This is a genomic window from Mycolicibacterium arcueilense (genome assembly GCF_058536225.1).
On sequence record NZ_JBZTYL010000007.1, the window covers coordinates 715500 to 738997 of the forward strand.

At 66.1% G+C, this 23498-nt stretch carries 25 protein-coding genes; 19 read left to right on the forward strand and 6 right to left on the reverse strand.

Translation table 11 applies throughout. The features are described from left to right. The first annotated feature begins 2 nt into the window (after positions 1-2). On the forward strand, positions 3-566 hold the full coding sequence (locus AC4LGL_RS07670; protein WP_491838192.1) for a YdcF family protein: 564 nt from the start codon (positions 3-5) through the stop codon (positions 564-566). Positions 567-575: 9 nt separating this feature from the next. Here AC4LGL_RS07670 and AC4LGL_RS07675 read toward each other — a convergent pair whose 3' ends face one another. Together AC4LGL_RS07675 and AC4LGL_RS07680 are read right to left on the reverse strand one after the other, a co-directional pair. After that, on the reverse strand, positions 576-965 hold the full coding sequence (locus AC4LGL_RS07675) for a hypothetical protein (RefSeq protein ID WP_491838193.1): 390 nt from the start codon (positions 963-965) through the stop codon (positions 576-578). After that, on the reverse strand, positions 962-1216 hold the full coding sequence (locus tag AC4LGL_RS07680; RefSeq protein ID WP_491838194.1) for a hypothetical protein: 255 nt from the start codon (positions 1214-1216) through the stop codon (positions 962-964). Before AC4LGL_RS07680 ends, AC4LGL_RS07675 begins: the two co-directional genes overlap by 4 nt. A gap of 445 nt (positions 1217-1661) precedes the next feature. Here AC4LGL_RS07680 and AC4LGL_RS07685 point away from each other — a divergent pair, with 445 nt between their 5' ends. From AC4LGL_RS07685 to AC4LGL_RS07755, 15 genes are all read left to right on the forward strand, one after another. Continuing rightward, on the forward strand, positions 1662-3119 hold the full coding sequence (locus AC4LGL_RS07685; RefSeq protein ID WP_491838195.1) for a sugar transferase: 1458 nt from the start codon (positions 1662-1664) through the stop codon (positions 3117-3119). Positions 3120-3187: 68 nt separating this feature from the next. Continuing rightward, complete coding sequence (gene gmd / locus AC4LGL_RS07690; protein ID WP_491839297.1) at positions 3188-4213, forward strand: GDP-mannose 4,6-dehydratase; 1026 nt, start codon at positions 3188-3190, stop codon at positions 4211-4213. Beyond that, the gene (locus AC4LGL_RS07695) at positions 4162-5205 is read left to right on the forward strand and encodes a GDP-L-fucose synthase family protein (protein ID WP_491838196.1); all 1044 of its coding nucleotides are present in this window, start codon (positions 4162-4164) and stop codon (positions 5203-5205) included. Before gmd ends, AC4LGL_RS07695 begins: the two co-directional genes overlap by 52 nt. A 34-nt stretch (positions 5206-5239) precedes the next feature. Then, positions 5240-6382, forward strand: a complete 1143-nt coding sequence (locus tag AC4LGL_RS07700) for a PucR family transcriptional regulator (RefSeq protein WP_491838197.1) — start codon at positions 5240-5242, stop codon at positions 6380-6382. A 263-nt stretch (positions 6383-6645) separates the two neighbouring features. Then, entirely contained in the window at positions 6646-7209 is a 564-nt protein-coding gene (locus AC4LGL_RS07705; protein ID WP_491838198.1) for a nuclear transport factor 2 family protein, read from the forward strand. Continuing rightward, the gene (gene casI, locus AC4LGL_RS07710; protein WP_491838199.1) at positions 7202-8860 is read left to right on the forward strand and encodes a steroid-22-oyl-CoA synthetase; all 1659 of its coding nucleotides are present in this window, start codon (positions 7202-7204) and stop codon (positions 8858-8860) included. Before AC4LGL_RS07705 ends, casI begins: the two co-directional genes overlap by 8 nt. 10 nt (positions 8861-8870) lie before the next feature. Next, the gene (locus AC4LGL_RS07715) at positions 8871-10418 is read left to right on the forward strand and encodes an FAD-binding protein (RefSeq protein ID WP_491838200.1); all 1548 of its coding nucleotides are present in this window, start codon (positions 8871-8873) and stop codon (positions 10416-10418) included. After that, positions 10411-11541: a 3-ketosteroid-9-alpha-monooxygenase, oxygenase component gene (locus AC4LGL_RS07720; protein WP_491838201.1), complete on the forward strand. Its 1131-nt coding sequence runs from the start codon at positions 10411-10413 to the stop codon at positions 11539-11541. Before AC4LGL_RS07715 ends, AC4LGL_RS07720 begins: the two co-directional genes overlap by 8 nt. Positions 11542-11565: 24 nt before the next feature. Next, the gene (locus AC4LGL_RS07725) at positions 11566-12366 is read left to right on the forward strand and encodes a biotin--[acetyl-CoA-carboxylase] ligase (RefSeq protein ID WP_491838202.1); all 801 of its coding nucleotides are present in this window, start codon (positions 11566-11568) and stop codon (positions 12364-12366) included. Between the two features lie 9 nt (positions 12367-12375). Further along, positions 12376-12894 carry a PH domain-containing protein gene (locus tag AC4LGL_RS07730; protein ID WP_491838203.1) on the forward strand — a complete coding sequence of 173 codons (519 nt, stop codon included), beginning with the start codon at positions 12376-12378 and terminating at the stop codon, positions 12892-12894. Between the two features lie 87 nt (positions 12895-12981). Continuing rightward, a complete protein-coding gene (locus AC4LGL_RS07735) occupies positions 12982-13731 on the forward strand; it encodes a glycosyltransferase family 2 protein (protein ID WP_491838204.1) in 750 nt (249 codons plus the stop codon). Then, positions 13728-14681: an acyl-CoA dehydrogenase family protein gene (locus AC4LGL_RS07740; protein WP_491838205.1), complete on the forward strand. Its 954-nt coding sequence runs from the start codon at positions 13728-13730 to the stop codon at positions 14679-14681. The genes AC4LGL_RS07735 and AC4LGL_RS07740 overlap by 4 nt, the downstream gene beginning before the upstream one ends. Beyond that, complete coding sequence (locus tag AC4LGL_RS07745) at positions 14678-15457, forward strand: PIG-L deacetylase family protein (RefSeq protein WP_491838206.1); 780 nt, start codon at positions 14678-14680, stop codon at positions 15455-15457. Before AC4LGL_RS07740 ends, AC4LGL_RS07745 begins: the two co-directional genes overlap by 4 nt. Then, a complete protein-coding gene (locus tag AC4LGL_RS07750; protein WP_491838207.1) occupies positions 15454-16113 on the forward strand; it encodes an SAM-dependent methyltransferase in 660 nt (219 codons plus the stop codon). Before AC4LGL_RS07745 ends, AC4LGL_RS07750 begins: the two co-directional genes overlap by 4 nt. Positions 16114-16223: 110 nt before the next feature. Then, positions 16224-16397, forward strand: coding sequence for a CsbD family protein (locus AC4LGL_RS07755; RefSeq protein ID WP_491838208.1), 174 nt, complete (start codon positions 16224-16226; stop codon positions 16395-16397). Positions 16398-16640: 243 nt separating this feature from the next. Here AC4LGL_RS07755 and AC4LGL_RS07760 read toward each other — a convergent pair whose 3' ends face one another. Then, positions 16641-17330, reverse strand: coding sequence for a GtrA family protein (locus AC4LGL_RS07760; RefSeq protein ID WP_491838209.1), 690 nt, complete (start codon positions 17328-17330; stop codon positions 16641-16643). 114 nt (positions 17331-17444) lie between these two features. Here AC4LGL_RS07760 and AC4LGL_RS07765 point away from each other — a divergent pair, with 114 nt between their 5' ends. Together AC4LGL_RS07765 and purE are read left to right on the forward strand one after the other, a co-directional pair. After that, positions 17445-18677, forward strand: a complete 1233-nt coding sequence (locus AC4LGL_RS07765; protein WP_491838210.1) for a 5-(carboxyamino)imidazole ribonucleotide synthase — start codon at positions 17445-17447, stop codon at positions 18675-18677. Beyond that, complete coding sequence (gene purE / locus AC4LGL_RS07770) at positions 18664-19179, forward strand: 5-(carboxyamino)imidazole ribonucleotide mutase (protein ID WP_491838211.1); 516 nt, start codon at positions 18664-18666, stop codon at positions 19177-19179. The genes AC4LGL_RS07765 and purE overlap by 14 nt, the downstream gene beginning before the upstream one ends. 1 nt (position 19180) lies before the next feature. On the opposite strand, the gene AC4LGL_RS07775 is transcribed toward purE, so the two are convergent. After that, positions 19181-19837 (reverse strand): TetR/AcrR family transcriptional regulator, encoded by a 657-nt coding sequence (locus AC4LGL_RS07775; protein WP_491838212.1) that lies wholly within the window; start codon positions 19835-19837, stop codon positions 19181-19183. 137 nt (positions 19838-19974) lie between these two features. Between AC4LGL_RS07775 and AC4LGL_RS07780 the strand changes: the two genes are divergently transcribed. Next, on the forward strand, positions 19975-21144 hold the full coding sequence (locus tag AC4LGL_RS07780; protein ID WP_491838213.1) for an acyl-CoA dehydrogenase: 1170 nt from the start codon (positions 19975-19977) through the stop codon (positions 21142-21144). Between the two features lie 86 nt (positions 21145-21230). Here AC4LGL_RS07780 and AC4LGL_RS07785 read toward each other — a convergent pair whose 3' ends face one another. Continuing rightward, positions 21231-21935, reverse strand: a complete 705-nt coding sequence (locus AC4LGL_RS07785; protein ID WP_491838214.1) for a TIGR03089 family protein — start codon at positions 21933-21935, stop codon at positions 21231-21233. 25 nt (positions 21936-21960) lie between these two features. Beyond that, entirely contained in the window at positions 21961-23448 is a 1488-nt protein-coding gene (locus tag AC4LGL_RS07790) for an LCP family protein (protein WP_491838215.1), read from the reverse strand. Positions 23449-23498 lie beyond the last annotated feature (50 nt).

The following is a 23498-nucleotide window of genomic DNA, read 5'->3' on the forward strand; positions in this document are numbered from 1 at the left end:
GTGTGCGTATTGCCGTGACCATTGTCGCCACGGCCGTGGTGGTGCTGCTGCTTCTCGTGGCTGCGGTCGGCACGGTCGTGTTCCGCTACGCACCGCAAGACGATCTGCGTAAGGTCGACGCGGTATTCGTGCTCGGTGGCGAGCACGATGGCCGTGAGGACTACGGTTTTCAGCTCGTTCGCGACGGCGTTGCCCCAGTGTTGGTGTTGTCCAACCCATATCGGTCATCGGATCCGGTGATGAAGAAAGCGTGCAACCGGCATCCACCAGGTGTCGAAGTGTTGTGCATACCGCCGAAGCCCTCCACCACCCTCGGTGAGGCGAAGCTGATTCGGCAATTGGCCCGCGAAAGGGGTTGGACCACCGTGGTGGTTGCCTCGTGGCAGTACCACCTGCCCAGGGCTCGCTTCATCTTCGAGCATTGTTTCTCGTCCTCGGCAGACTCCACCGTGATGCGCGCAGTACCACGCGAATACCGCTTGTCTGCCGGCTCGTGGGAATACACCTACCTGTACCAGTTCTTCGCGTTGGGGAAGGCGGTGATGGAGTCGAAGAAGTGTGAGTGAGTCGGGGAGTCACCACTTCAGCTTGTACTGGACGCCCGCGAATACATAGACGCTGAGATATCCGATCATGGCAAATGCGCTGCAGTACAGGGCAGTTAACGCGAGTGTGCGCGCAGTGCGCCGGATCATCTGCCAGGGGTACTCGCGCGGGTCGATCGCGGCCAGGGGGAGCAGCACCGTGGTGATGGGGGCTGCCGTCACCAGCAGTCCCTCACCGACGAGCAGGACCGGCGGCGGCGAATCCATCGTTGTCTGTAGGGCGGTGAGACAACCCAGCAGGGCGCACACGACAGAGTTGATCGCAATGATGCGCCATCTGTCGGCATTTCGATACAGGTAGACCGCGGTCGGGGCGCCCACCGCAGCCCCCGCCGCAACCAGCAGCAGATCGGTGATCACGGCAGGGTGTCCTCGCCGCGCCCGGGGGCGAATCGCAATCCCAGCAGCGCGCCGCCGCACAGACCCGCCAACGCGCATACGGGCGCCAGCAGCAGCATCGCGAGCGCACCCAGCGCCGGCTGGTCGATCGCGAGCGCGTTATAGCCACTGAGGCTGGCCGCTGCCCCGGCCGCGCCCCAGGTCAAGGGCCGAAACTGTTGGCGCACCGGCCAAGTGAGCACAGCACCCATCGCGGAACCTGAGATCGTCATTACGATCAGGGTGATCAGAAGCAGATGGGCGGGCCTGTCCCATATCTGGATCATGAGATGGCGCACAACGGCTCCGGCTACGGCGCCCACAACGATCCACCGCAGCTGCCAACTCCCGGCCGAACTCGAGGTCACCATCGCTGATCAGGTTAGCCGCCGGTGGTCGAACGTCGTGGTGTGGGTTGTCACAGCATCCATCGCCACTGCATGCGTTTTCGCAGCGTGTGCTCGAAAAGCGAGCTGAATTGTGTTGTTTCGTGCTGCTCTGGCCAAACCTGCCCAGCCCGCAACGACGACGAACTGTTAGATTGCAGGAGGACCGCATAATCGATGTACTACGCCCAGGGTCGCGCGGTTGTTGTTGTAGAGATTGCCGCAGTTGCGCGTGTCAGTGGATTGCGAGGCACTCCCGCCGGCCATGGGCCGGGGAGGTGCACGACAAAAAATGACCGTCGTCACGATGCCGCGAGAAGTGTTCAAGCGCACTCGATGGCAACGGCAGTACCTGGTCAACATTCTGATCACCGACGTCCTGGTGGTGTGCGCGGCCGTGGTGCTGGCGCAATACGTCCGGTTCGGGCAGGCCCCGGACCTTTCCAGCACCGACGGATACATCACGTTCGTCTCGATACTGTTCGGCGCCATCTGGCTGGGTGCGCTCTCGCTGTGCCGAACCAGGTCGCCGCGGGTGACCGGGGCCGGTGCCGAAGAGTACAAACGCGTTGCGTCTGCGTCTTTCTGGAGCTTTGGGGGCATCGCGATCATCACGTTCCTACTTCAGCTTGAGATTGCGCGCGGCTACCTCGCGGTTGCGCTGCCCACCGGCACCGTCGCCTTGTGTCTGACCAGATGGATGTGGCGTCGATACCTTGCCAAGCAGCGGGCGGCGGGGCGTTATCAGACGGCGGTGATGGCGATCGGTGACGCCGACGCGGTCTCCTATCTCGCGCAGGAGTTGACCCGCGACCCACGCGCCGGATACGACGTTGTGGCAGTGGGTATTCCAGGCTATGGAGCGCCCGCGGGCGAGCGTCTCACCGTGGGTGACCGGGAAATCCCGATCATGGGCGGCGAGGAGTATGTTCTGGACGCCATCCGAGAATGCGGCGCCGACACGGTAGCCGTAACAGGCGACCACTTCGGCTACGAGGGAATCCGGAAGCTCATGTGGGACCTGGAGGCGATGGGAGTCGACCTCGTGGTGTCGCCGGGTGTGATGGATGTTTCCGGAGCACGTCTGGAGATGCGGCCGGTAGCAGGATTCCCGCTGGTGCATGTCGAGAAGCCCCAGTACGACGGCGCGAAACGATTCGAGAAACGAGCATTTGACTTCGTTTTCGCGGCGGTGGCACTCGTTGTCGCCTCGCCGGTGCTGCTGGCCGCCGCGATCGCGATCAAGCTCGACAGCCGGGGACCGGTGTTCTACACGGCCGAACGCATCGGCATCGACGGCCGGCCGTTCGCAATGCTGAAGTTCCGTACGATGGTCTCGGATGCCGATCGTCAACGGGAGAGCCTGCAAAGCCTCAACGAGACCCCGGGCGGAGTTCTCTTCAAGATCAAGGACGATCCGCGCGTCACATCGGTGGGCAAGATCCTCCGCCGGCTCAGCATCGATGAGCTGCCACAGTTCGTCAACGTGCTCAGGCAGGAAATGAGCGTCGTCGGCCCTCGTCCACCGCTGCGGCAGGAGGTCGAAACCTACGATGGCGACGTCCAACGCAGATTGTTGGTCAAGCCGGGTATCACCGGCCTGTGGCAGGTCAGCGGACGGGCGGACCTGTCTTGGCGACAATCGGTGCGGCTGGATCTTTCCTACGTCGAGAACTGGTCGATGGTGGCGGACCTTGTCATCATCGCCAAGACCGTGCGGGCAGTGCTGCTCAGCCAGGGAGCGTACTGATCTCCAAAAGCAAATCCACCCAATGCTTTACGGGTGTACGAGATTAAGGAGAAGACGCAGTGAATCAGGTGAAGAAGAAAGCCCTGATCACCGGAATCACCGGTCAGGACGGTTCTTACCTGACCGAGTTCCTGCTCAACAAGGGTTACGAGGTGCATGGACTGATCCGTCGGTCTTCGTCCTTCAACACCGCTCGGATCGACCATCTGTACGTCGATCCACACGATCCACACGCGCAACTGTTCTTGCACTACGGCGATCTCAGCGACGGCGCCCGGCTGGTGACCCTGCTGAGCACCATCGAGCCGGACGAGGTGTACAACCTGGCCGCGCAATCGCATGTGCGGGTCAGCTTCGACGAACCCGAACACACCGGTGACACCACCGGTATCGGTTCTGCGCGATTGCTGGAGGCAGTACGGATCTCGAAGGTTCCGTGCCGCTTCTACCAGGCGTCCAGTTCGGAGATGTTCGGTGGTTCACCTCCTCCGCAGAACGAGGAGACAAGCTTCTATCCGCGCTCGCCATACGGGGCAGCCAAGGTCTACTCGTACTGGATGACGCGGAACTACCGCGAGGCCTACGGGATGTTCGCTGTCAACGGCATCCTGTTCAACCACGAGTCACCGCGCCGCGGTGAGACTTTCGTGACGAGGAAGATCACCCGAGCCGCCGCGCGGATCAAAGCCGGTATCGATGAGCACCTCTACCTCGGCAACCTGGACGCGATCCGCGACTGGGGATACGCACCGGAATACGTCGAGGGCATGTGGCGCACGCTGCAGGTCGATGAGCCCGAAGATTACGTGCTGGCCACCGGCGACCGGTACACCGTGCGTGACTTTCTCGTCGCCGCCTTCGAACATGCGGGCCTGGACTGGGAACGGCACGTCCGGTTCGACGAGCGCTACCTGCGTCCCACCGAGGTCGACGCGCTCGTCGGCGACGCCACCAGAGCCGACCGGCTGCTCGGCTGGACTCCCACGGTCCGCACGCCGCAACTCGCACAGATCATGGTGGAGGCCGACATCGCGCAGCTCGAATGCCTCGGCAAGCCATGGATCGACACGCCGGCCTTGGCGGGGTGGGGCTGAAATTGCTAGGGAATGACGTCGTCAACACGACACATCCGCTCGACCCCGCAGCCCCGACGTATATCGCAGGCCATCGGGGCATGGTCGGGTCCGCGATTCACCGGAAGCTGCAATCAGAGGGGTTCACCGATCTCATCGGCCGATCGCACCGCGAGTTGGATCTGACCGACCGGACGGCGACATTCGAGTTCTTCGCGAAAACCCGACCACCGGTGGTGATTTTGGCGGCCGCGCGGGTCGGTGGAATCCTGGCGAACAAGACCTACCCGGTGGACTTCATCTCCGAGAATCTGCGGATACAGACCAACGTGATGGACGCGGCGCTCAAATACGGCACCCAGCGTCTGCTCTTTCTCGGATCATCATGCATCTACCCCAAGATGGCAGCACAGCCGATCACCGAGGATGCCTTGCTGACCGGTTCCCTCGAGGAGACCAACGATGCCTACGCGATCGCGAAGATCGCCGGAATCGTGGCCGTTCAGGCGGTAAGGCGGCAGTACGGCTTGCCGTGGATATCGGCAATGCCGACGAATCTGTACGGGCCTGGAGACAATTTCTCCCCCGAGACCTCGCACGTTCTGCCGGCCTTGATCCACCGGTACGAAGAAGCGAACGAGTTGGGCAAGTCCACGGTGACGAACTGGGGCACCGGCACTGTGCGTCGTGAGTTCATGCACGTCGACGACATGGCGTCGGCCTGTCTACATCTGCTTCAGCAGTTCGACGGGCCACAACAGGTCAACGTGGGCACCGGGATAGACCACTCGATCCGAGAAACAGCGCAGCTCGTCGCCTCCGCAGTGGGATACGAGGGCGAGACGGCCTGGGACACCGGCAAGCCCGATGGCACCCCCCGCAAGCTGCTGGACATCAGCACCTTGCGGGACAGCGGTTGGCAACCGTCGATTTCGCTGCAGGACGGGATCGAGCAGACCCTGGCGTGGTACCGACAGAATCGGGCGGACGTCAGGCGGGTGGCACTCGCCTGAGGACCCGCCGAGCCGTGGGCCTACGCTCTCGACCATGACCCCCGGGCCGCTGGTGCTGTCCGAACTGGGCACCGACCCCGCATCGGTGCTGCGGCTCATCGCGCAGTTCGACGAGCTGGAGGAGCAGGAGGTCAACGCCGACGCCGCCGTGCGGTTTGCCGCCTTGACGGCAGGATGCCCGGTCGGGGTCCGCTGGCCCGGCGGCACCGGAGTCCGCTACGACGCGTCGGGACGGCTCGATCCGATCGACGACACCGCCGCGCCGGCATCTGATCAGCACGAGACGCTCGTCTGGGTGGAACGCCACGGATCCGGGCATCCGCTGGACGAGGTGCTGCTGGACCGGCTGCGACGGGTACTGGGTCGGGTCGCGGCGCGGACCGGGGTGAGCGGGACTCCGCACCTGGGGGACCCGGCACTGCTCGAGGTCGTGCTGTCGGCCAAAGAGCACCGTGAAGACCGGGCCCGGGCGATCCGACTGCTGGGGCTGGACGAGAGCCGGCCGACATTTGTGCTGGCGGCATCGGGGCATTCGCCGCGGGAGACGGTGCGGCTCATCACTGGCGAGTTGCCCGCGCCGGCGGTGCGGTCCGCCGTGATCGGTAATGCGACGGCCATCGTGTGTCAGGGATCGTTCGACATGCGTGAGTTCTCGGACCGCCTGGAGCGCGTCATCGTCGAGCAGTTTCCGACGGTGGTGAACGTCGGCACCGCGTCTGGACCGTGGGTCGGAATCGGCTCCGTGGGAAACGCATTCAGCGCGTCGACCTCGTGGCATGAAGCCGTGCGCGCGTTGCGGTTCGCGTCATCAACGGGTTTCGGCAGGCGGGTGGTGGCCTACGAGCGGTTGAGCTCGCTGGAACTTCTGGCCGACCTGCCGATCGACCGGGTGCGTCGCAACCGAGATGTGGCCCGTATCAACGAGATTGCGTCATCGCCTGCCGGGGACCTCGACGTGCAGACCACCGAGGCGTTCTTCGTGTACGGCTCGTTGCGGCGGACCGCCGCCGAACTGCACGTGCACCACAGCACCGTCGCGGCGCGGCTGGCGCGTGTGCAGGCCGCGATGGGATGGGATTTCGAGGATCCCGTGGACCGCTTCCTGGGCACGTTGGTGCTCATGGTGCGGCGGATCGCGATGTCCTCGGCCGAACTTGCCGATGCGGACCTGCTGTAGGCGTGTGGAACGTCGCGGCACGGCACGGAGATTGAACTCAGGGACAAAAAGTGGCGCGACTTTGTCCCTGGGTTCAATCTCGGCGAAATAGATCGTCAGAAGTGCGGCCGGGGCATTGCTCTCGCGGCCCAGGCCGGGGCCGACCCGACACTCGTCGGGCGAATCGGCGAAATAGACCGACGCGTGGCGGGTGACCACCGTCACCACATTGGCCAAGATTGCGGTGCAGCCCACACGAGCTCACAACAGACAAGGAGGCCGCCATGGCCGTCATCGACCCGACCAGGACCTGGGTCCCGGTGGAGGAGCGTCTCGCCGTCACCACCGACGAGCGGCACCGCCAGGTGCTCAGCATCGTTCTCGAGCACATGAAGGCCGAGGCCGAGCCCGACATGGAACGCCTGATGGCGACCCTTTCCCCGAATCCGGACTACCACTTCTGGTACGCCAATGCCGATATGGGCCCCAAGACCACCGAGGGTGTGCGCGCCTACTACGAGGCATTCGTGGCCAGTGGCGCCAACCATCTCGTTTTCGAGATCGATCGCCTCGCCGTCGACGATGATCTGGTGATGACTGAAGGCTGGATGAAGATGATCTACCCGGGCGCCGCCGCCCAGGCGATCGGTGTCGAGGTCGACGACCCGGCCGGCGATTACCTGCTGCTGTTCCGTCAGCTCATCAACTGGCCGATCGACGCCGACGGCCTGATCATCGGTGAGGACGCCTACCAGACCGGGCCGGTCAGCGTGACCAAGCTGAGCGAGGAAGACCTGCCGCAGGCCTACATCGACCAGAAGCGCGCCGCCGCCCAAGCCAATGCCTGACGCTCGGACCGACGTCGCATCGCTGCTGCTCGACCGGGTCGGCGACCAACACCTGGGCCTGCGCACCCGCGACCGGGACTGGACGTGGGACGAGGTGGTCGCCGAGTCCGCCGCACGTGGCGCGCTGGCGCAGGCGATGCGGGTGGACGGCCCACTGCACATCGGCGTGCTGCTGGACAACGTGCCCGACTTCCTGTTCTGGCTCGGGGGTGCCGCACTGGTCGGGGCCACGATCGTCGGGATCAACCCGACCCGGGGCGCCACCGAGCTGGCAGCTGAAATCCGGCTTGCCGATTGCCAATTGATCGTCACCGACACCGCGGGTGCCGAGCGTCTGCGTGACCTCGACCTCGGGTTGACGCCGGACCGGTTCCTGGTGGTCGACGGCCCGGACCATGCGGCGCAACTCGACGTGCATCGCGTCGCCCCCGCGGTCGCACCCGGGGTCGCCGAGGACTCCCTGATGTTGCTGCTGTTCACCTCGGGAACGACGGGAGCGTCCAAGGCCGTCATCTGCAGCCAGGGCAGGCTGGCCCGGATCGGCTATGCGGCCGCCGAGAAATTCGGCCATGTGCGCGAGGACGTGGAGTACTGCTGCATGCCGCTGTTCCACGGCAACGCCATCATGGCGCTGTGGGCGCCGGCGTTGTCCGTCGGTGCCACTGTGTGCCTGACGCCGTCGTTCTCGGCGTCCGGATTCCTGCCCGACGTGCGGTATTTCGGCGCGACGTTCTTCACCTATGTGGGCAAGGCGCTCGGCTATCTGATGGCCACCGCCGAACAACCCGACGATGCCGAGAATCCGTTGGTCCGCGGCTTCGGCACCGAGGCGTCGCCCGATGACCAGAACGAATTCCGCCGCCGGTTCGGCGCCGAACTGTTCGAGGGCTACGGCTCCAGCGAAGGCGGTGGGGCAGTGGTGCTGGCCCCCGAGATGCCCCCGGGCGCGCTGGGCAGGCCCGCGCATCAGGGGGTGGCGATCGTCGATCCTGAATCGCTGAACGACTGTGTGCCTGCGGTTTTCGACGAGCATGGCCGGGTGCTCAACCCCGACGACGCGGTCGGGGAGATCGTCGACAAGTTCGGCACCCGCACGTTCGAGGGGTATTACAAGAACGACGAGGCCAACGCCGAACGGATCCGCAACGGCTGGTACTGGACCGGCGATCTCGGCTATCTCGACCAGCAGGGGTTCATCTACTTCGCCGGCCGTCGTGGCGACTGGATCCGGGTGGACGGTGAGAACACCTCGGCGCTGACCATCGAACGGGTTCTGCGGCGCCATCCCGAAGTGGTGGCGGCCGGTGTCTACGCGGTGCCCGACCCGCGCTCGGGCGATCAGGTGATGGCCGCGATCGAGGTGTCCGATCCCACCGCCTTCGACGCCGCGGCGTTCGTGTCCTACCTGACCGACCAGGATGACCTTGGCACCAAGGCAATTCCGCGGTTCCTGCGGGTATCCAAGAACCTGCCGGTCACTGGGTCCAACAAGGTGCTCAAACGCGAACTGCAGAAGGACCGGTGGCACACCGACGAGGTGGTGTACCGGTGGGCGGGACGCGGTGAACCGGCGTACCGGGCCATGGGCGACGATGACAGAAAGTCGCTGGACGACGAGTTCGCGCAGTACGGGAGGCAGCGTTATCTATGAGGCGGGCCGCATGAAGTGGACAGAAGAGTGTGACGTCCTGGTCGCCGGATCGGGCGGTGGTGGCGTGACCGGCGCCTACACCGCGGCCCGCGGAGGGCTGTCGGTGATCCTGGTCGAGGCCAGCGACAAATTCGGTGGCACCACAGCGTATTCCGGTGGTGGTGGGGTGTGGTTCCCGTGCAACCCGGTGCTCACCCGGGCCGGGACCGACGACACCATCGAGGATGCGCTGGAGTACTACCACGCCGTCGTCGGCGACCGTACGCCGCGCGAGCTGCAGGACACCTATGTGCGCGGCGGTGCCGGTCTGATCGAGTACCTGGAAGCCGACGACAACTTGAAGTTCGCGCCGATGCCGTGGCCGGACTATTTCGGCAAGGCACCCAAGGCCCGGGCCGACGGCCAGCGTCACATCGCGGCCCGGCCGCTCAAGGTGGAAAAGGCCCCGCACCTGCGCGAGTTGGTGCGCGGCCCGCTCGACGCCGACCGGCTCGGCGCGGAACAGCCCGACGACTACTTCATCGGCGGGCGGGCGCTGATCGCCCGGTTCCTGAAAGCCATTGAGCAGTACCCGAATACCTCGCTTCGCCGCAACACCCCGCTGGTCGAATTGGTGGTCGACGACGGGACCGTGACCGGCGCGGTCGTCGAATCCGACGGGGAGCGCCACGCGATCCGGGCCAGGCGCGGCGTACTGCTCGCCGCAGGCGGCTTCGAGGGCAACGACGAACTGCGCCGCGAATACGGCGTGCCGGGCGTCGCCCGCGACACCATGGGGCCTCCGGCCAACCTCGGTCGCGCACACGAGGCGGCGATCGCCGTCGGCGCCGACGTCGATCTCATGGAGCAGGCCTGGTGGTCCCCGGGTCTGACGCACCCCGACGGCCGCTCGGCGTTCGCGCTGTGGTTCACCGGCGGCATCTTCGTCGACCAGAACGGACAGCGTTTCGTCAACGAATCTGCCGCCTACGACCGGATCGGCCGCGCGATCCTGCCGCGGCTGGCCGACGGTTCGATGACGTTGCCGTACTGGATGATCTACGACGACCGGGAGGGGGAGGTCCCTCCCGTCAAGGCGACCAACGTTTCGATGGTCGACACGCAGCGCTACCTCGACGCCGGGTTGTGGCACACCGCCGACACCCTGGAGGAACTGGCCGCCAAGATCGGCATTCCCGCCGAGAACCTGACCGCCACCGTGGCGCGCTTCAACGGGTTCGTGGATGCCGGCTCGGACGAGGACTTCGGTCGCGGCGACGAGGCGTACGACCGGGCGTTCTCCGGCGGTGCATCGCCACTCGTCCCGATCGAGAAGGGCCCGTTCCACGCCGCTGCTTTCGGCATCTCCGACCTGGGCACCAAGGGCGGACTGCGTACCGACACCGCGGCCCGGGTACTCGACGCGGACGGTCAGGTGATCGCCGGACTGTATGCCGCGGGCAACACCATGGCCGCCCCGAGCGGCACCGCCTATCCGGGCGGTGGAAATCCGATCGGAACGAGCATGCTGTTCAGCCACCTGGCGGTCAAAGACATGTTAGGGAAGACGTATGAGTGACATCCGGGAAATCGACACCGGCGCTGCGATGACGCGGTTTGCGCGCGGCTGGCACTGCGTCGGCCTCGCTGAGACCTTTCGGGACGGGAAGCCGCACGGTATCGAGGCCTTCGGTACCAAGCTGGTCGTCTATTCCGACTCCGCAGGCGCACTGCACGTACTCGACTCGTACTGCAGGCACATGGGCGGTGACCTGTCGATGGGTTCGGTCAAGGACGACAACCTGGCCTGCCCGTTCCACGACTGGCGCTGGGGTGCCGACGGAAAGTGCAAGCTGGTGCCGTATGCCAAGCGGACACCGCGGCTGGCGCGTACCCGCAAGTGGGAGACGACCGAGGTCAACGGCCAGTTGCTGGTCTGGCACGACCCGGAGGGCTCGACACCACCGGCCGAGCTGACGCCGCCCACCATCGAAGGCTACGAGGACGGCATCTGGTCGCCGTGGCAATGGAATTCGATTCTCATCGAAGGTTCGCACTGCCGCGAGATCGTCGACAACAACGTCGACATGGCGCACTTCTTCTACATCCACCACGCCTACCCGACGTACTTCAAGAACGTCATCGAAGGCCACACCGCGAGCCAGTTCATGGAGTCCAAGCCGCGTCCGGACTACACCAGCAGAGAACTATGGGATGGCACCTATCTGCGTTCGGAAGCAACGTATTTCGGCCCGGCATACATGATCAACTGGTTGCACAACGATCTCGCCCCAAACTTCACCGTCGAGATCGCCCTGATCAACTGCCACTACCCGGTGACGCACGACTCGTTCGTGCTGCAGTGGGGTGTCGCGGTCCAGCAGAATCCGGCACTGCCCGGCGAGAAGGCCGAGAAACTCGCGGCCACGATGAGCCGGACGTTCGGTGACGGCTTCATGGAGGACGTCGAGATCTGGAAACACAAGGCCCGCATCGACAATCCGCTGCTGACCGAGGAGGACGGCCCCGTCTACCACCACCGCCGGTGGTACGAGCAGTTCTACGTCGATCTCGCCGATGTCACGCCGGACATGACCGACCGCTTCGAGCAGGAGGTCGACACCACACACGCCAACGAGCTGTGGCACCAGGAGGTCGCCGACAACCTGGCAGCGCTCGGCACTGAGAAGGCCTCGCACTAGGCGCTGCCCGTAAGCTTGGCCGCGATGAACACAAGGCCAGCGCTGGACGTGACGACTTTGCGCGACGGGCTCGAGGGCCTGTCGTGGCGGCGCGTCGATGTTGTCGATGAGACCGGATCAACCAATGCCGACCTGCTGGCGCGGGCGGCGTCGGGCGAGGACGTCGCCGGCGCGGTGCTGTTCGCCGAGCATCAGCACGCCGGCCGCGGCCGCCACGGCAGGCACTGGTCAGCGCCGCCCCGCTCACAGGTGATCGTGTCCTTCGGCGTCGACGGTTCGGCGGTGTCCCCGAACCGTTGGGGGTGGCTGCCGTTGGCCACCGGCTTGGCCACCGTCGATGCGGTCGCCGAGGTTGCCGGGACGCGGGTCGGCCTGAAATGGCCCAATGACGTCCTGGTGGGCCCCGGCGGTGGAAAACTGGCCGGAATCCTGGCCGAGGTGGCCTCACCGGCTCCGGTTATCGTCGTCGGCCTCGGCCTGAATGTGACGATGACCGCGGAGGAAGCACCCGATCCGCGCGCTACCTCGCTCACCCAGCTCGGCACGGCGACCGTGGACCGCACGCCGCTGGCGCGGGCCCTGCTGCGTCATCTCGACGCCCGGATCAGCGCCTGGCGCAGCGACGATCCTTCGCTCGCAGCCGACTACCGTGCCCGCAGTGTCACCATCGGCAGCCGGGTCCGTGCGATCCTGCCCGGCGACAACACTTTGGTGGGCACTGCCGTCGACGTCGACGATCTCGGGCGCCTGATCATCGACACCGCAACCGAACAGGTCACGTTGTCGGCGGGCGACATCACGCACCTGCGCCCCGAGGAGTCGTAGAGTTCTGCCGTGGGCTACCCGGAGAATGTGCTGGCCAAGGACGAGCAGGTGGTGCTGCATCGGCACCCACACTGGAAACGCCTGATCGGTCCGGTGCTCGTCCTCGTCCTGGTCACCGCGGCCTCGGCGTTCGTCGCAGCCGTGGTCAACACCATGGACTGGCAGGCCACCGCCAAGAACGTCCTGTTCATCGTGATCGGCGCGATCTGGCTGATCGTGGTCGGCTGGCTGATGGTCTGGCCGTTCCTGAACTGGTGGACCACCCACTTCGTCATCACCGACCGGCGGGTGATGTTCCGGCACGGCCTGCTGACCCGCTCGGGCATCGACATCCCGCTCGCACGGATCAACAGCGTCGAATTCCGCCACGGGCTGACCGACCGGCTGCTGCGCACCGGCACACTGATCATCGAATCAGCGTCGCAGGATCCCCTGGAATTCCACGACATTCCGCGCGTGGAACAGGTGCATTCACTGCTGTATCACGAAGTTTTCGACACCCTGGGTTCCGAAGAGTCGCCCAGTTGACACTGCGCCGCGTGACGGCCCGGCCGGTTGCCGCAGCCACTCGGGCCAGTGGGTGTGGAAATCGGTGGAAATGGCTATCTATCAGCCATGACCGCACGGCCGAACCACTTGGAGACCGCCTTCGATCAGGCCGTAGTGGTGATACCGGCCCACAACGAAGCTGCATTGTTGCCTCGCTGCCTGCGCGGGATCACCACGGCTGCGGCATGTTGGCGGGGGCCGGTACTGGTCGTTGTCGTCCTCGATTCCTGTGACGACAGCAGCGCCCAGTTGGCGGGCCAGTTCGGCTGCGACGTCCACTTCGTCAGTGTCGAGGCGGGCAACGTCGGCGCCAGCCGAGCCGCCGGCTTTGCCTATGCGCGCTCGCTGAGCAACCACGTCGACGACTCGCGTGTCTGGTACGCCACCACCGACGCCGACAGCCGAGTGGATCCCGACTGGCTGCTGCGTCAGACCGCGCCGGCGGCAGACATGGTGCTGGGTGTGGTGCGGGTGGCTGACTGGCGGCATCACCCCGCCGCACTGGTCCGGCGGTACCTGCATGCATACGAGTCCGATCTGCGGGGCAGCAACGGTCACAACCACATCCATGGCGCCAACATGGGTTTCCGTGCCGACGCGTACTGGCGGGTTGGCGGCTTCCACCCGCTGACGACCGGCGAGGATGTCGAATTGGTCGAAAGGTTCGAGACGGCTTCCTATCGGATACGGCGGGACCCGTCGCTGTCGGTCACCACGTCGGCGCGGCGGAACGGCCGCGCTCCCGGCGGCTTCGCCGGCTACCTACGCGATTTATCGCGATCCGTATTCCCTTCGGCCGAAAGGGATTCCGCATGACGGCGGGCTTGGTCCGGAACTGGTTGGAGTCAGGTCGGCTGGAGTTGCCACTACCAGGTTCCGGTGCGACGGCGCGGCGCTGGCAGCGGCTTGCGGAGCTGACGGAGATCGACGTCGTCGCCGGGCGACTCGCAGAAGCTCACGTCGACGCGGTCGCGATCCTCGACGAGCTTGGTGGCAAACCGCCTGCGCCAGGCGAGTTGTGGGCGGTGTGGGCCGCCGAAGACCCGGAGGCTGTACTCAGCGCCCACGCCACCGGAGCCGGCGAAACAGACACAGTGAGACTGTCAGGAACCAAACCGTGGTGCTCGGGGGCGGGGCTCTGCACACACGCGTTGGTGACGGCTCGCCGAGACGACGGCCGACGCGGACTGTACGCGATCGGGACCGGCAGCGCCGGGGTGCAGCCCCTGCCCAGTACCTGGAGGAATGCCGGCATGGCGGGCAGTGACACCCGCTCGGTCCAATTCAGCAATGTGCTCGGTGTACCCGTCGGTGGTCCCGGCGACTATCTGGATCGTCCCGGCTTCTGGCACGGCGCGATCGGCGTCGCGGCGTGTTGGCTCGGCGCCGCCCGCGCGGTCGCCGGACCCTTGTACGGCCGCGTCGCCTGCGGAGATGCCGACGAGCACGCGCTGGCCCACCTCGGCGCTGTCGACGCCGCGATCGCGGCTGCCGAAGCGATGCTGGCCGCGGCGGCTGCCGCGACCGACGCCGACCCGTTCGACCGGTCCGGGTCCGCCCAGTTGCTGGCCCGGCGAACCCGCGCCGTCATCGAAACCGCTGTCGACGCGGCGATCACCCGCACAGGCCGCGCACTCGGGCCCGCGCCGTTGTGTCAGGATGCCCAACACGCACGTCACGTCGCGGATCTGACGATCTACGTGCGGCAGAGCCACGCCGAGCGTGACCTCGCCGCGCTCGGAAGGCTGGCGGGGGAGCACCGATGACTGCCGCGGAGTCCGCTGAATCGTGCGGCAACGCACCGCGGTTCGGGTCACGGCCGCTGAGCTGCGGCGGCACCCCCGGCCACGTCTGGACCAGCTGGGGCCGCTCCTTCGGCGAGTTGGACCTCAGCACGTGTCCCGCGCTGGTGGTGGTCGCGCCGCATCCCGACGACGAGACCCTCGGCTTCGGGGCGACGACGGCGCTGCTGGTGGAACGGGGTATCGATGTCCAGGTGGTGTCGGTCAGTGATGGCGGGGCGGCCCAAGGCGATCTCACCCCGTTCGACAGATTCAGACTGGAACGCACGAGGAACGCCGAGTTGAGAAAGGCAGCAAAGGTTCTCGGTGTGGCCGAGCCGATCAGCCTCGCATTACCTGACGGCGAGCTTGCCGCCTACCAGGACTCGATCACCGATCAGCTGACCGGGATTCTCCAGGCTTGCCCGCCCGGCACCTGGTGTGCCACAACGTGGCGCGGTGACGGGCACCCCGATCACGAGGCCGTCGGACGGGCCGCCGCCACGGCGGCGTACCGTACCGCGGCGGTCCTGCTCGAGTACCCCGTCTGGATGTGGCACTGGGCCAGACCCGGAGACTCCGTAGTGCCGTGGGATCGGGCGCTCACGGTGCCACTGACGGCCTCCGCTGTGGGCCTCAAGCAGGTTGCCGCACAATGCTTCCGCAGCCAGTTCCACCCACTGGCGCCTGGCGCGGACCCAGTGCTGCCGCCGTTCGTGTTGCCTCGGCTGCTCGCGGTCGGAGAGATGGTGTTCCGGTGACGGCGCGCCTGCCCGACGCATACTTCGACCGCATGTACGCGACCTCGGCCGATCCGTGGCAGCTGGCGACCCGCTGGTATGAGCAACGCAAGTACGCGATCACTCTGTCGATGCTGCCGTACCGGCGCTATCGGCATGCCTTCGAGCCGGGTTGCTCGATCGGCACCCTCACCGCGCTGCTTGCCGAGCGCTGCGATCATGTCACCACAATGGATGTGGCGGCGGCCGCGCTGGAGATCGCCGACGTCCGACTGCGTGTCGATGGCTGCCGTGACGGAACGCGGGACCGTGTCACCCTGACGCGTGGCTCTCTCGACGATCCTTGGCCGCCAGGGCCTTTCGACCTACTCGTGCTCTCGGAAGTTGCGTACTACCTGGACGAGGAGTTGCTGGCTGAGCTTCTCCTCCTGGAGTGTCCGCAGTTGGCCCGCGGTGCGACCGTGATAGCGGCGCACTGGCGTCACGAGGTGGCCGACTATCCGCTCAGCGGTGATGAGGCCAACCGGGTCATCGCGGCGACGCCGGGGCTCATTTCGATCGGCAGGTACCGCGACCGCGACGTGGTCATCGAAGTCTTCGACACCCACAGTGCTGCATCCGTCGCTGCGCGCCATGGTGTGCCGGGAGCTGGTCACGGATCTCCAGAGAAGGGTTAGATATCGCCGGGTTGGGTATCCGGTGCGGGACTGCGCGACGAATCGCGTTCCCGCGCTAGGTCATTCCCGTGCCGCGAACCCGTGGCCCAACCGATTTGAAGGAGAAGCACATGAGCGCCGTCGACAAGGCCAAGAACAAGGCCGAAGAGCTCGCAGGAAAGGCCAAGGAAAAGGTCGGACAGGCCACCGGAGACAGGGACACCGAGGCCGAGGGGCACAAGGACCAGGCCAAAGGCAACGTGAAGCAGGCCGGGGAGAAGATCAAGGACGCCTTCAAGGACTGACCCCACGACGATGTCCGGTCGTGATGCATCGGCCGCCGGTGCCGACGCGGCCCACGACAAATCCGTCGGTCAACCCCACACGGAGGCCGAGGGTGACGTGATCGTCGCTGCGGGGGGCGCTGCTCGGAATCGTCGGCGCATTACTGGCCATCCCGATAGCCGCCGCAATCCTGCTACTGGCGCGCGAGACGCTCTTCCCGCAGCTCGACCGTCGATGACCGGCCTGCCGTCGGGGCCGAGATGTCAGGAACTCTTCGACACGGGGTCCGACGAGTCGCCCAGCTGACGCGCCTTCGAGCGACGCCCCGGGCGACGGAGGACCCCGTCTGATCCGCGCGTGCGCAGCGGCGTCACGGTCGCGGGCTTGTGGAGCTCGGAATGGTTCTCCAGCGCTTCGGCGAAGCCGCCACCGGTGAGTGTGGACTCCAGGGCCAGGTCGGGCTTGTCGACGAACTCGTCGGGGAACACCCAGCGGCGGAACGCCCAGAACCGGAAGGCCATCTGAAGCAGGTTGCCCAGGATGTAGGCCGAGATGAAGTCGGCGATGTTCTCCACGGTCAGTGAGACTTCGGGTACCCGAAGGCCCAGCACATAGCTGGAGAAATACAGCGGAAGCATCGAGAGCAGCACGCCCACGCCGCTGAACGCGAAGAACAGCAAGGCCTCGTGGTGACGCTCGCGGCCGCCGCGGTTCTGGAAGCTCCATTCCCGGTTGAGGATGTAGGAGGCGATGACCGCGACGATGCCGGCGATGATCTTGGCGGTGACCGGCTTGGGTTCCAGCACCGTGAGCTTGAGGGTGTAGAAGATGGCCGAATCGATGACAAACGTCGTCGCGCCGACGATCGCGAACTTGATCAGCTCGTGATGCTGCTCGGCGTAGGGACGGACGAACTGCGGCAATCGAGCGATTGTCGCATCGGCAAAGGACACAACTAGGCAGTGTACGTAAATGGCCCGTCAGATGCCGCATCGTTGCGGGCCCCGGACCTTAACCGCAGGTCAATGCGCCGGTCATGACGAAGTCATGAATTCGCGCATGACACCATGGAGTGCGTGCCGACAACTCCCCAGAAGCCGCGTTCGTCCGTGAGCAGGCGGAATCCGACAGTGGTGATGATCGGCGGCGGCCAGCTCGCGAGGATGACCCACCAGGCGGCCGTCGCGCTGGGGCAGACCCTACGGGTGCTGTCCGCCGGGCCGGACGAATCCGCCGCGCAGGTCACTCCCGATGTCGTCATCGGCTCCCACACCGACCTGGACGCGCTGCGCCGGGCGGCGGAGGGCGCCACGGTGTTGACGTTCGACCACGAGCACGTGCCCACCGAACACCTGGACACACTCGTGGCCGAAGGCATCACGGTCAACCCGCCGCCGCAGGCGCTCGTGCATGCCCAGGACAAGCTGCTCATGCGTCGCAAGCTGCACAGCCTCGGTGTCCCGGTGCCGCGCTTCGCCGAGATCACCTCGGTCGCCGACGTCGAGGAATTCGTGCGGGAGATCGACGGCCCGGTGGTGATCAAGACGGTACGTGGCGGCTACGACGGCAAGGGCGTGGTGATGGCCGACGACCTGGCGACCGCCCGCGAGGTCGTGGCCGGATACCTGGCCGACGGGGTACCGGTGATGGCCGAGGAACGTGTCGCGATGCGCCGGGAACTGGCCGCGCTGGTGGCGCGCTCGCCGTTCGGGCAGGGGGCGGCCTGGCCTGTCGTCGAAACCGTGCAACGCGACGGTATCTGCGTCGAGGTGTATGCCCCGGCTCCCGGACTGTCCGACGAACTCGGTTCGGCCGCACAGGAACTCGGCCTGCGAGTGGCGAACGAGCTGGGTGTCGTCGGGGTGCTGGCGGTCGAGTTGTTCGAGACGGTCGACGGCACGCTGCTGGTCAACGAGTTGGCCATGCGTCCGCACAACTCCGGGCACTGGACCATGGACGGCGCGGTCACCAGCCAGTTCGAGCAGCATCTGCGGGCCGTGCTGGACTACCCGTTGGGTGACACCTCGGCGATTGCCCCGGCCGCGGTGATGGCCAACGTGCTGGGGGCTCCCGAGACACCGGCGATGTCGATGGACGAGCGCCTGCACCACCTCTTCGCGCGGATCCCCGACGCGAAGGTGCACCTGTACGGCAAGGGCGAGCGGCCCGGACGCAAACTCGGACACGTCAACATCATCGGCACGGATATGGATGAACTTCGCGAGCGTGCGGTGCGCGCGGCGCACTGGTTGTCGCACGGCGAGTGGACCGACGGATGGGATGAACATGGCGCAGAGTAACGGCCCCAGGGTTGGCCTCATCATGGGCAGCGACAGCGACTGGTCGGTGATGTCCGACGCGGCCACCGCGCTCGCCGAGTTCGAGGTGCCGTTCGAGGTCGGTGTCGTCTCGGCGCACCGCACCCCGCAGCGGATGCTCGACTACGCCAAGACCGCCGCGGACCGGGGGATCGAGGTGATCATCGCCGGAGCGGGTGGCGCTGCCCACCTGCCCGGCATGGTGGCGTCTGCGACACCGCTTCCGGTCATCGGCGTTCCGGTGCCGCTGGCCCGTCTCGACGGCATGGACTCGTTGCTGTCGATCGTGCAGATGCCGGCCGGGGTGCCGGTGGCCACGGTTTCCATTGGCGGAGCACGCAATGCGGGCTTGTTGGCCGTACGGATCCTTGGTTCGTCAGATTCCGCACTGCAGGCCCGGATGGTGAGATTCCAGGCCGATCTGGAAGCCATGGTGTTGGAGAAAGACGCCGCCCTGCGCGATCGCCTGCTGGGCGACAGTTGATTCAATCCCCGATGAGCTCGCGAATGCGGGACGTCAGGGACTCGACCGGTTCATCGGTCGACATCACCACAACGGCGGTGCGACCGCTACCACCGCGGTAGATCGGCCAGGTCGCGGCCAGCGCCTCGGCCAGGTCTGACCGCGGGTTGGTCACGTCGCCACGCAACCATCGGCGCAGAACATGGTTGTGTGCGGCGACGACGGCGTTGGCGAACAGTTCGGCGCGCAGGCCTGCCGTCCAGTCCTCGGCCTGCGCGGTCCGCAGGTGTTTGGTGAACAGCCGGACATACCGCGACACGACGGCGGTTTCGAAGTCGCGCAGGGCAGGTACCGAGCGAGTGAGCCGGTAGCGCGTCCGCGCGCGCTCGCCCTCGGCGAGATAGTTCTCGAACACCGAGGTGGTCGCCACCGCGATGACCTCGGCGGGCAGCGCTTCGGCCGGTGCCGCCGACAATCTCTCGTCGGCGCGGCGCAGCAGCGCCTCGTGATCGGGAAAGATCAACGCCTCTTTCGACCCGAACTGACGGAACGCAGTGGTGCGTCCCACCCCCGCCCGTGTCGCGATGTCGTCGACGCTGGTGGCCTCGTATCCACGCTCCTCGAACAGCTCGAATGCCGCGCTCACCAGGCGCTCCCGGGTACTTGGCAGGTCGGGCATGAGTGCACCTCTCGTGGTACTGAGTGCCGATGGTATGGTACTGGGTACCAAAAGTAGCAGGGCGATGTACTCGATGTGCAGTCCGCGCAACGATTGATCCAAGACAAGCCAAGAGCTGAAAGCGAAGGAGAAGGATCATGGCTGGTTGGGCCGGTAACCCATCATTCGATCTGTTTCAGCTGCCGGAGGAGCATCAGGAGCTTCGGGCGGCGATTCGGGCGCTGGCGGAGAAGGAAATAGCCCCGCACGCTGCCGACGTCGACGAGAATGCGCGCTTCCCGGAAGAAGCTCTGCAGGCCCTGAACACCTCGGGTTTCAACGCGATTCACGTGCCGGAGGAGTACGGAGGCCAGGGAGCGGACTCGGTCGCGGCCTGCATCGTGATCGAGGAAGTGGCCCGGGTGGATTGCTCGGCGTCGCTGATCCCGGCGGTCAACAAGCTGGGCACCATGGGTCTGATCCTGCGCGGCTCGGATGAGCTGAAGAAGCAGGTGCTGCCGTCGCTCGCCTCGGGTGAGGCGATGGCGTCCTACGCGCTGTCCGAGCGCGAGGCGGGCAGCGACGCCGCCGGCATGCGCACCCGCGCCAAGGCCGACGGTGACGGCTGGATCCTCAACGGCACCAAGTGCTGGATCACCAACGGCGGCAAGTCGACCTGGTACACCGTCATGGCGGTGACCGACCCCGACAAGGGCGCCAACGGTATCTCGGCGTTCATGGTCCACAAGGACGACGAGGGCTTCGTCGTCGGCCCCAAGGAGCGCAAGCTCGGCATCAAGGGCAGCCCGACGACCGAGCTGTATTTCGAGAACTGCCGCGTTCCGGGGGACCGGATCATCGGCGATCCCGGCACCGGGTTCAAGACCGCGCTGGCCACCCTGGATCACACGCGCCCGACCATCGGCGCGCAAGCCGTCGGTATCGCTCAGGGTGCGTTGGACGCGGCGATCGCCTACACCAAGGACCGCAAGCAGTTCGGCCGTCCGGTCAGTGACAACCAGGGCGTGCAGTTCATGCTCGCCGACATGGCCATGAAGGTGGAAGCCGCGCGGTTGATGGTGTACTCGGCCGCGGCGCGCGCCGAGCGTGGCGAGGGCAACCTCGGCTTCATCTCCGCGGCGAGCAAGTGCCTGGCCTCGGATGTGGCCATGGAGGTCACCACCGATGCCGTTCAGCTGTTCGGCGGCGCCGGTTACACGGTGGACTTCCCGGTCGAGCGCATGATGCGTGACGCCAAGATCACCCAGATCTACGAGGGCACCAACCAGATTCAGCGCGTGGTCATGAGCCGCGCCCTGCTGAAGTAGTTCCGACGCCCACTGGCCAGTTGGTGCACGCTTTCATCGAAAGGCCGTGCGGTAACTGGCCATTGGGCTTTTCGGGGCACGTTGTGCTAGCCGCGGGTGACTTTCTCCGTGGTGCGACGCCGCTCCTGTGCGCCCGCATCGGGATTGGCCACCTGCACGAGTGACGCCCCGGCGGCGAACACTGCGATCAGATTCTCGATGAGCTCGTCGGGGGTGGCCCACTCCGCGGTCGACAGCACTCGGTCATCGGCGGTGAATCCCTGTGTGGCAGCGGCATTGCGGGCCGACTCCAGCACCTCGGAGACCGACCGTCCGGCCAGGGCCGGGCCCGGTACACGCTCGGGCACGATCTGATCGCCGTGGACCCGCACCGCGGTGGCGTAGTCGGCGACCCCGATCGGCAGATCCGGCGCCGGCTTGCCGAACGGGTCCAGCGACAGCACCGCAACCTCGCCTCCGGACACCGCGTCGTCGGCCTCGTCGAGTCGGTCCCGGGTGCACAGAGCCACGTCGGCGTCCCCGTCCAGCACTACTTCACTGCCGATCCACCAGATCCCGAACAGCGCCGCGGCGGTCTGCCAGTGAGCGGGCAGCAGCACCGCCACCCGGGTCCCCGGGCCGGCGCCCATCTCGTCGCGCAGCAGGTTGGCGGTCTTGGCGGCCCAGTTGGCCATGGTCACCGTCGACAACTCGATGCGCTCACCGGTCGCGTCGTCGTAGTAGGTGATCCGTGGGCCTGCCGGGTCCGCGGCCAACAACGGATCCAGGATCGCAGCGCTGACTGTGCTCATAGCCTCTGGTTTTACTCGAGGACGATCAGTTCACACACTTGGGATCGTCCGAACCCGCATTGAGGATCGGCGACGGCGGTGGTGGCGGGCTCTGTTCGCCGGTATCGCTGTAGGTGTCGCCGGCCGCGGCCGGATCCACGATGCCCGCGCCTGAGGTCGGATCCATGCCGTCGGAGCCGGGGCCGGTGTAATCCGCGGCCAGGACCACCCGTACCGCACCGGGTGGCAGCGACGAATCCTCGTTAACCGGCAGCCCGCCGAGGTCCTTGGACACCGCCTGGGCGCCGAGGTCATCGCTCTTGGCGGCCAGCACCTGGCTGGACGCGGGCGGGGCGCCCTCGTGGTTACCGGTGGCGCCGGGCACGAACCCCTTGTTGCCGAGCACCTGTGACACCGCGGCCGCCAGGCCGTTGATATCGGTGCCGTTGACCACCTCGACGGTGGTGTTTTCGGGTGAGTAACTGAGTTGTTCGGTCTTGCCCTGGTCCTGGTCCTGCAGCAGGCTCGACACCCACTGATGGACCTCGTCGGGATCCACCCGAACGACGCTCTGCATGCCGTCGTCGCTCCAGCCGTCCTCACGCAAGATCGGGATGGTGGCGAACGCCACGCTTCCGGCGGCAAGCTTCTGCAGCTGTTCGACGAAATTCATGATGTCCCAGCCGTCGGAGATCACCACCGAGCGCTGCACGGCATCCTGCAGCCGTCCCAGCGTCCCCGGACTGGACAGCGTCTTGCTGGAGATCACCTCATGGGCCAGCGACGCCATCACCGACTGCTGGCGGGTCACCCGGTCGAGGTCGCCGCGCGGCAGGTCATGACGTTGCCGAACGAAGCTCAATGCCTGCGGGCCGTTGAGTTTCTGCCAGCCGGCGGGAAAATCGGCACCCGAGAGCGGTTCGTAGACAGCATCTTTGAGGCAGACATTGACGCCGCCCAGGGCATCGGTGATCAGCGCGAAGCCGAGCAGTCCGATTTCGGCGTAATGGTCCACGGTGACGCCGGTCAACGACGCGACCGTCTGGATCAGTTCTTCGCGAGCAGCTTCGGTGGCCTTGGGCTCGGCGACCGCCGGATCCTCGCCCTCGACCTCGACGAGCTGCTTCATGCGGTCGAGCTTGACGTCCCCGAACACGCCGTTGATCTTCATCTTTCCCCAGCCCGGTGCTTCGACGTACGAATCGCGAGGGATGGAGATGGCCGTGGCCGACTTCCCGTTGTTGGGGATGCGGATCAGGATGATGGTGTCGGTGTTGGTCGAGACGTCGTCACCGGCGCGCAGGGTGTCCAGCTCCTCCTGCGACAGCGGGTTGCCGTGGGCGTCGGTGCGGCTGTCCATCCCGACCAGCAGGATGTCGATGGCACCGTCCTCACCACCGCCGCCGAGCGCCGCCGAGCTGATGTGGTTGATGCCGGATTCGAACGAGCGGATCTGGGACCAGGCCACCCCTGTTCCGAGCACCACGGCCGACGCCGTGGCGACAGCAAGGGAGCGGAGGAGGGGGTTGCGCACGTGCCCAGGCTACTTGCGGCCTGGACGTGAGCCGGGTAACGCGGACCGGC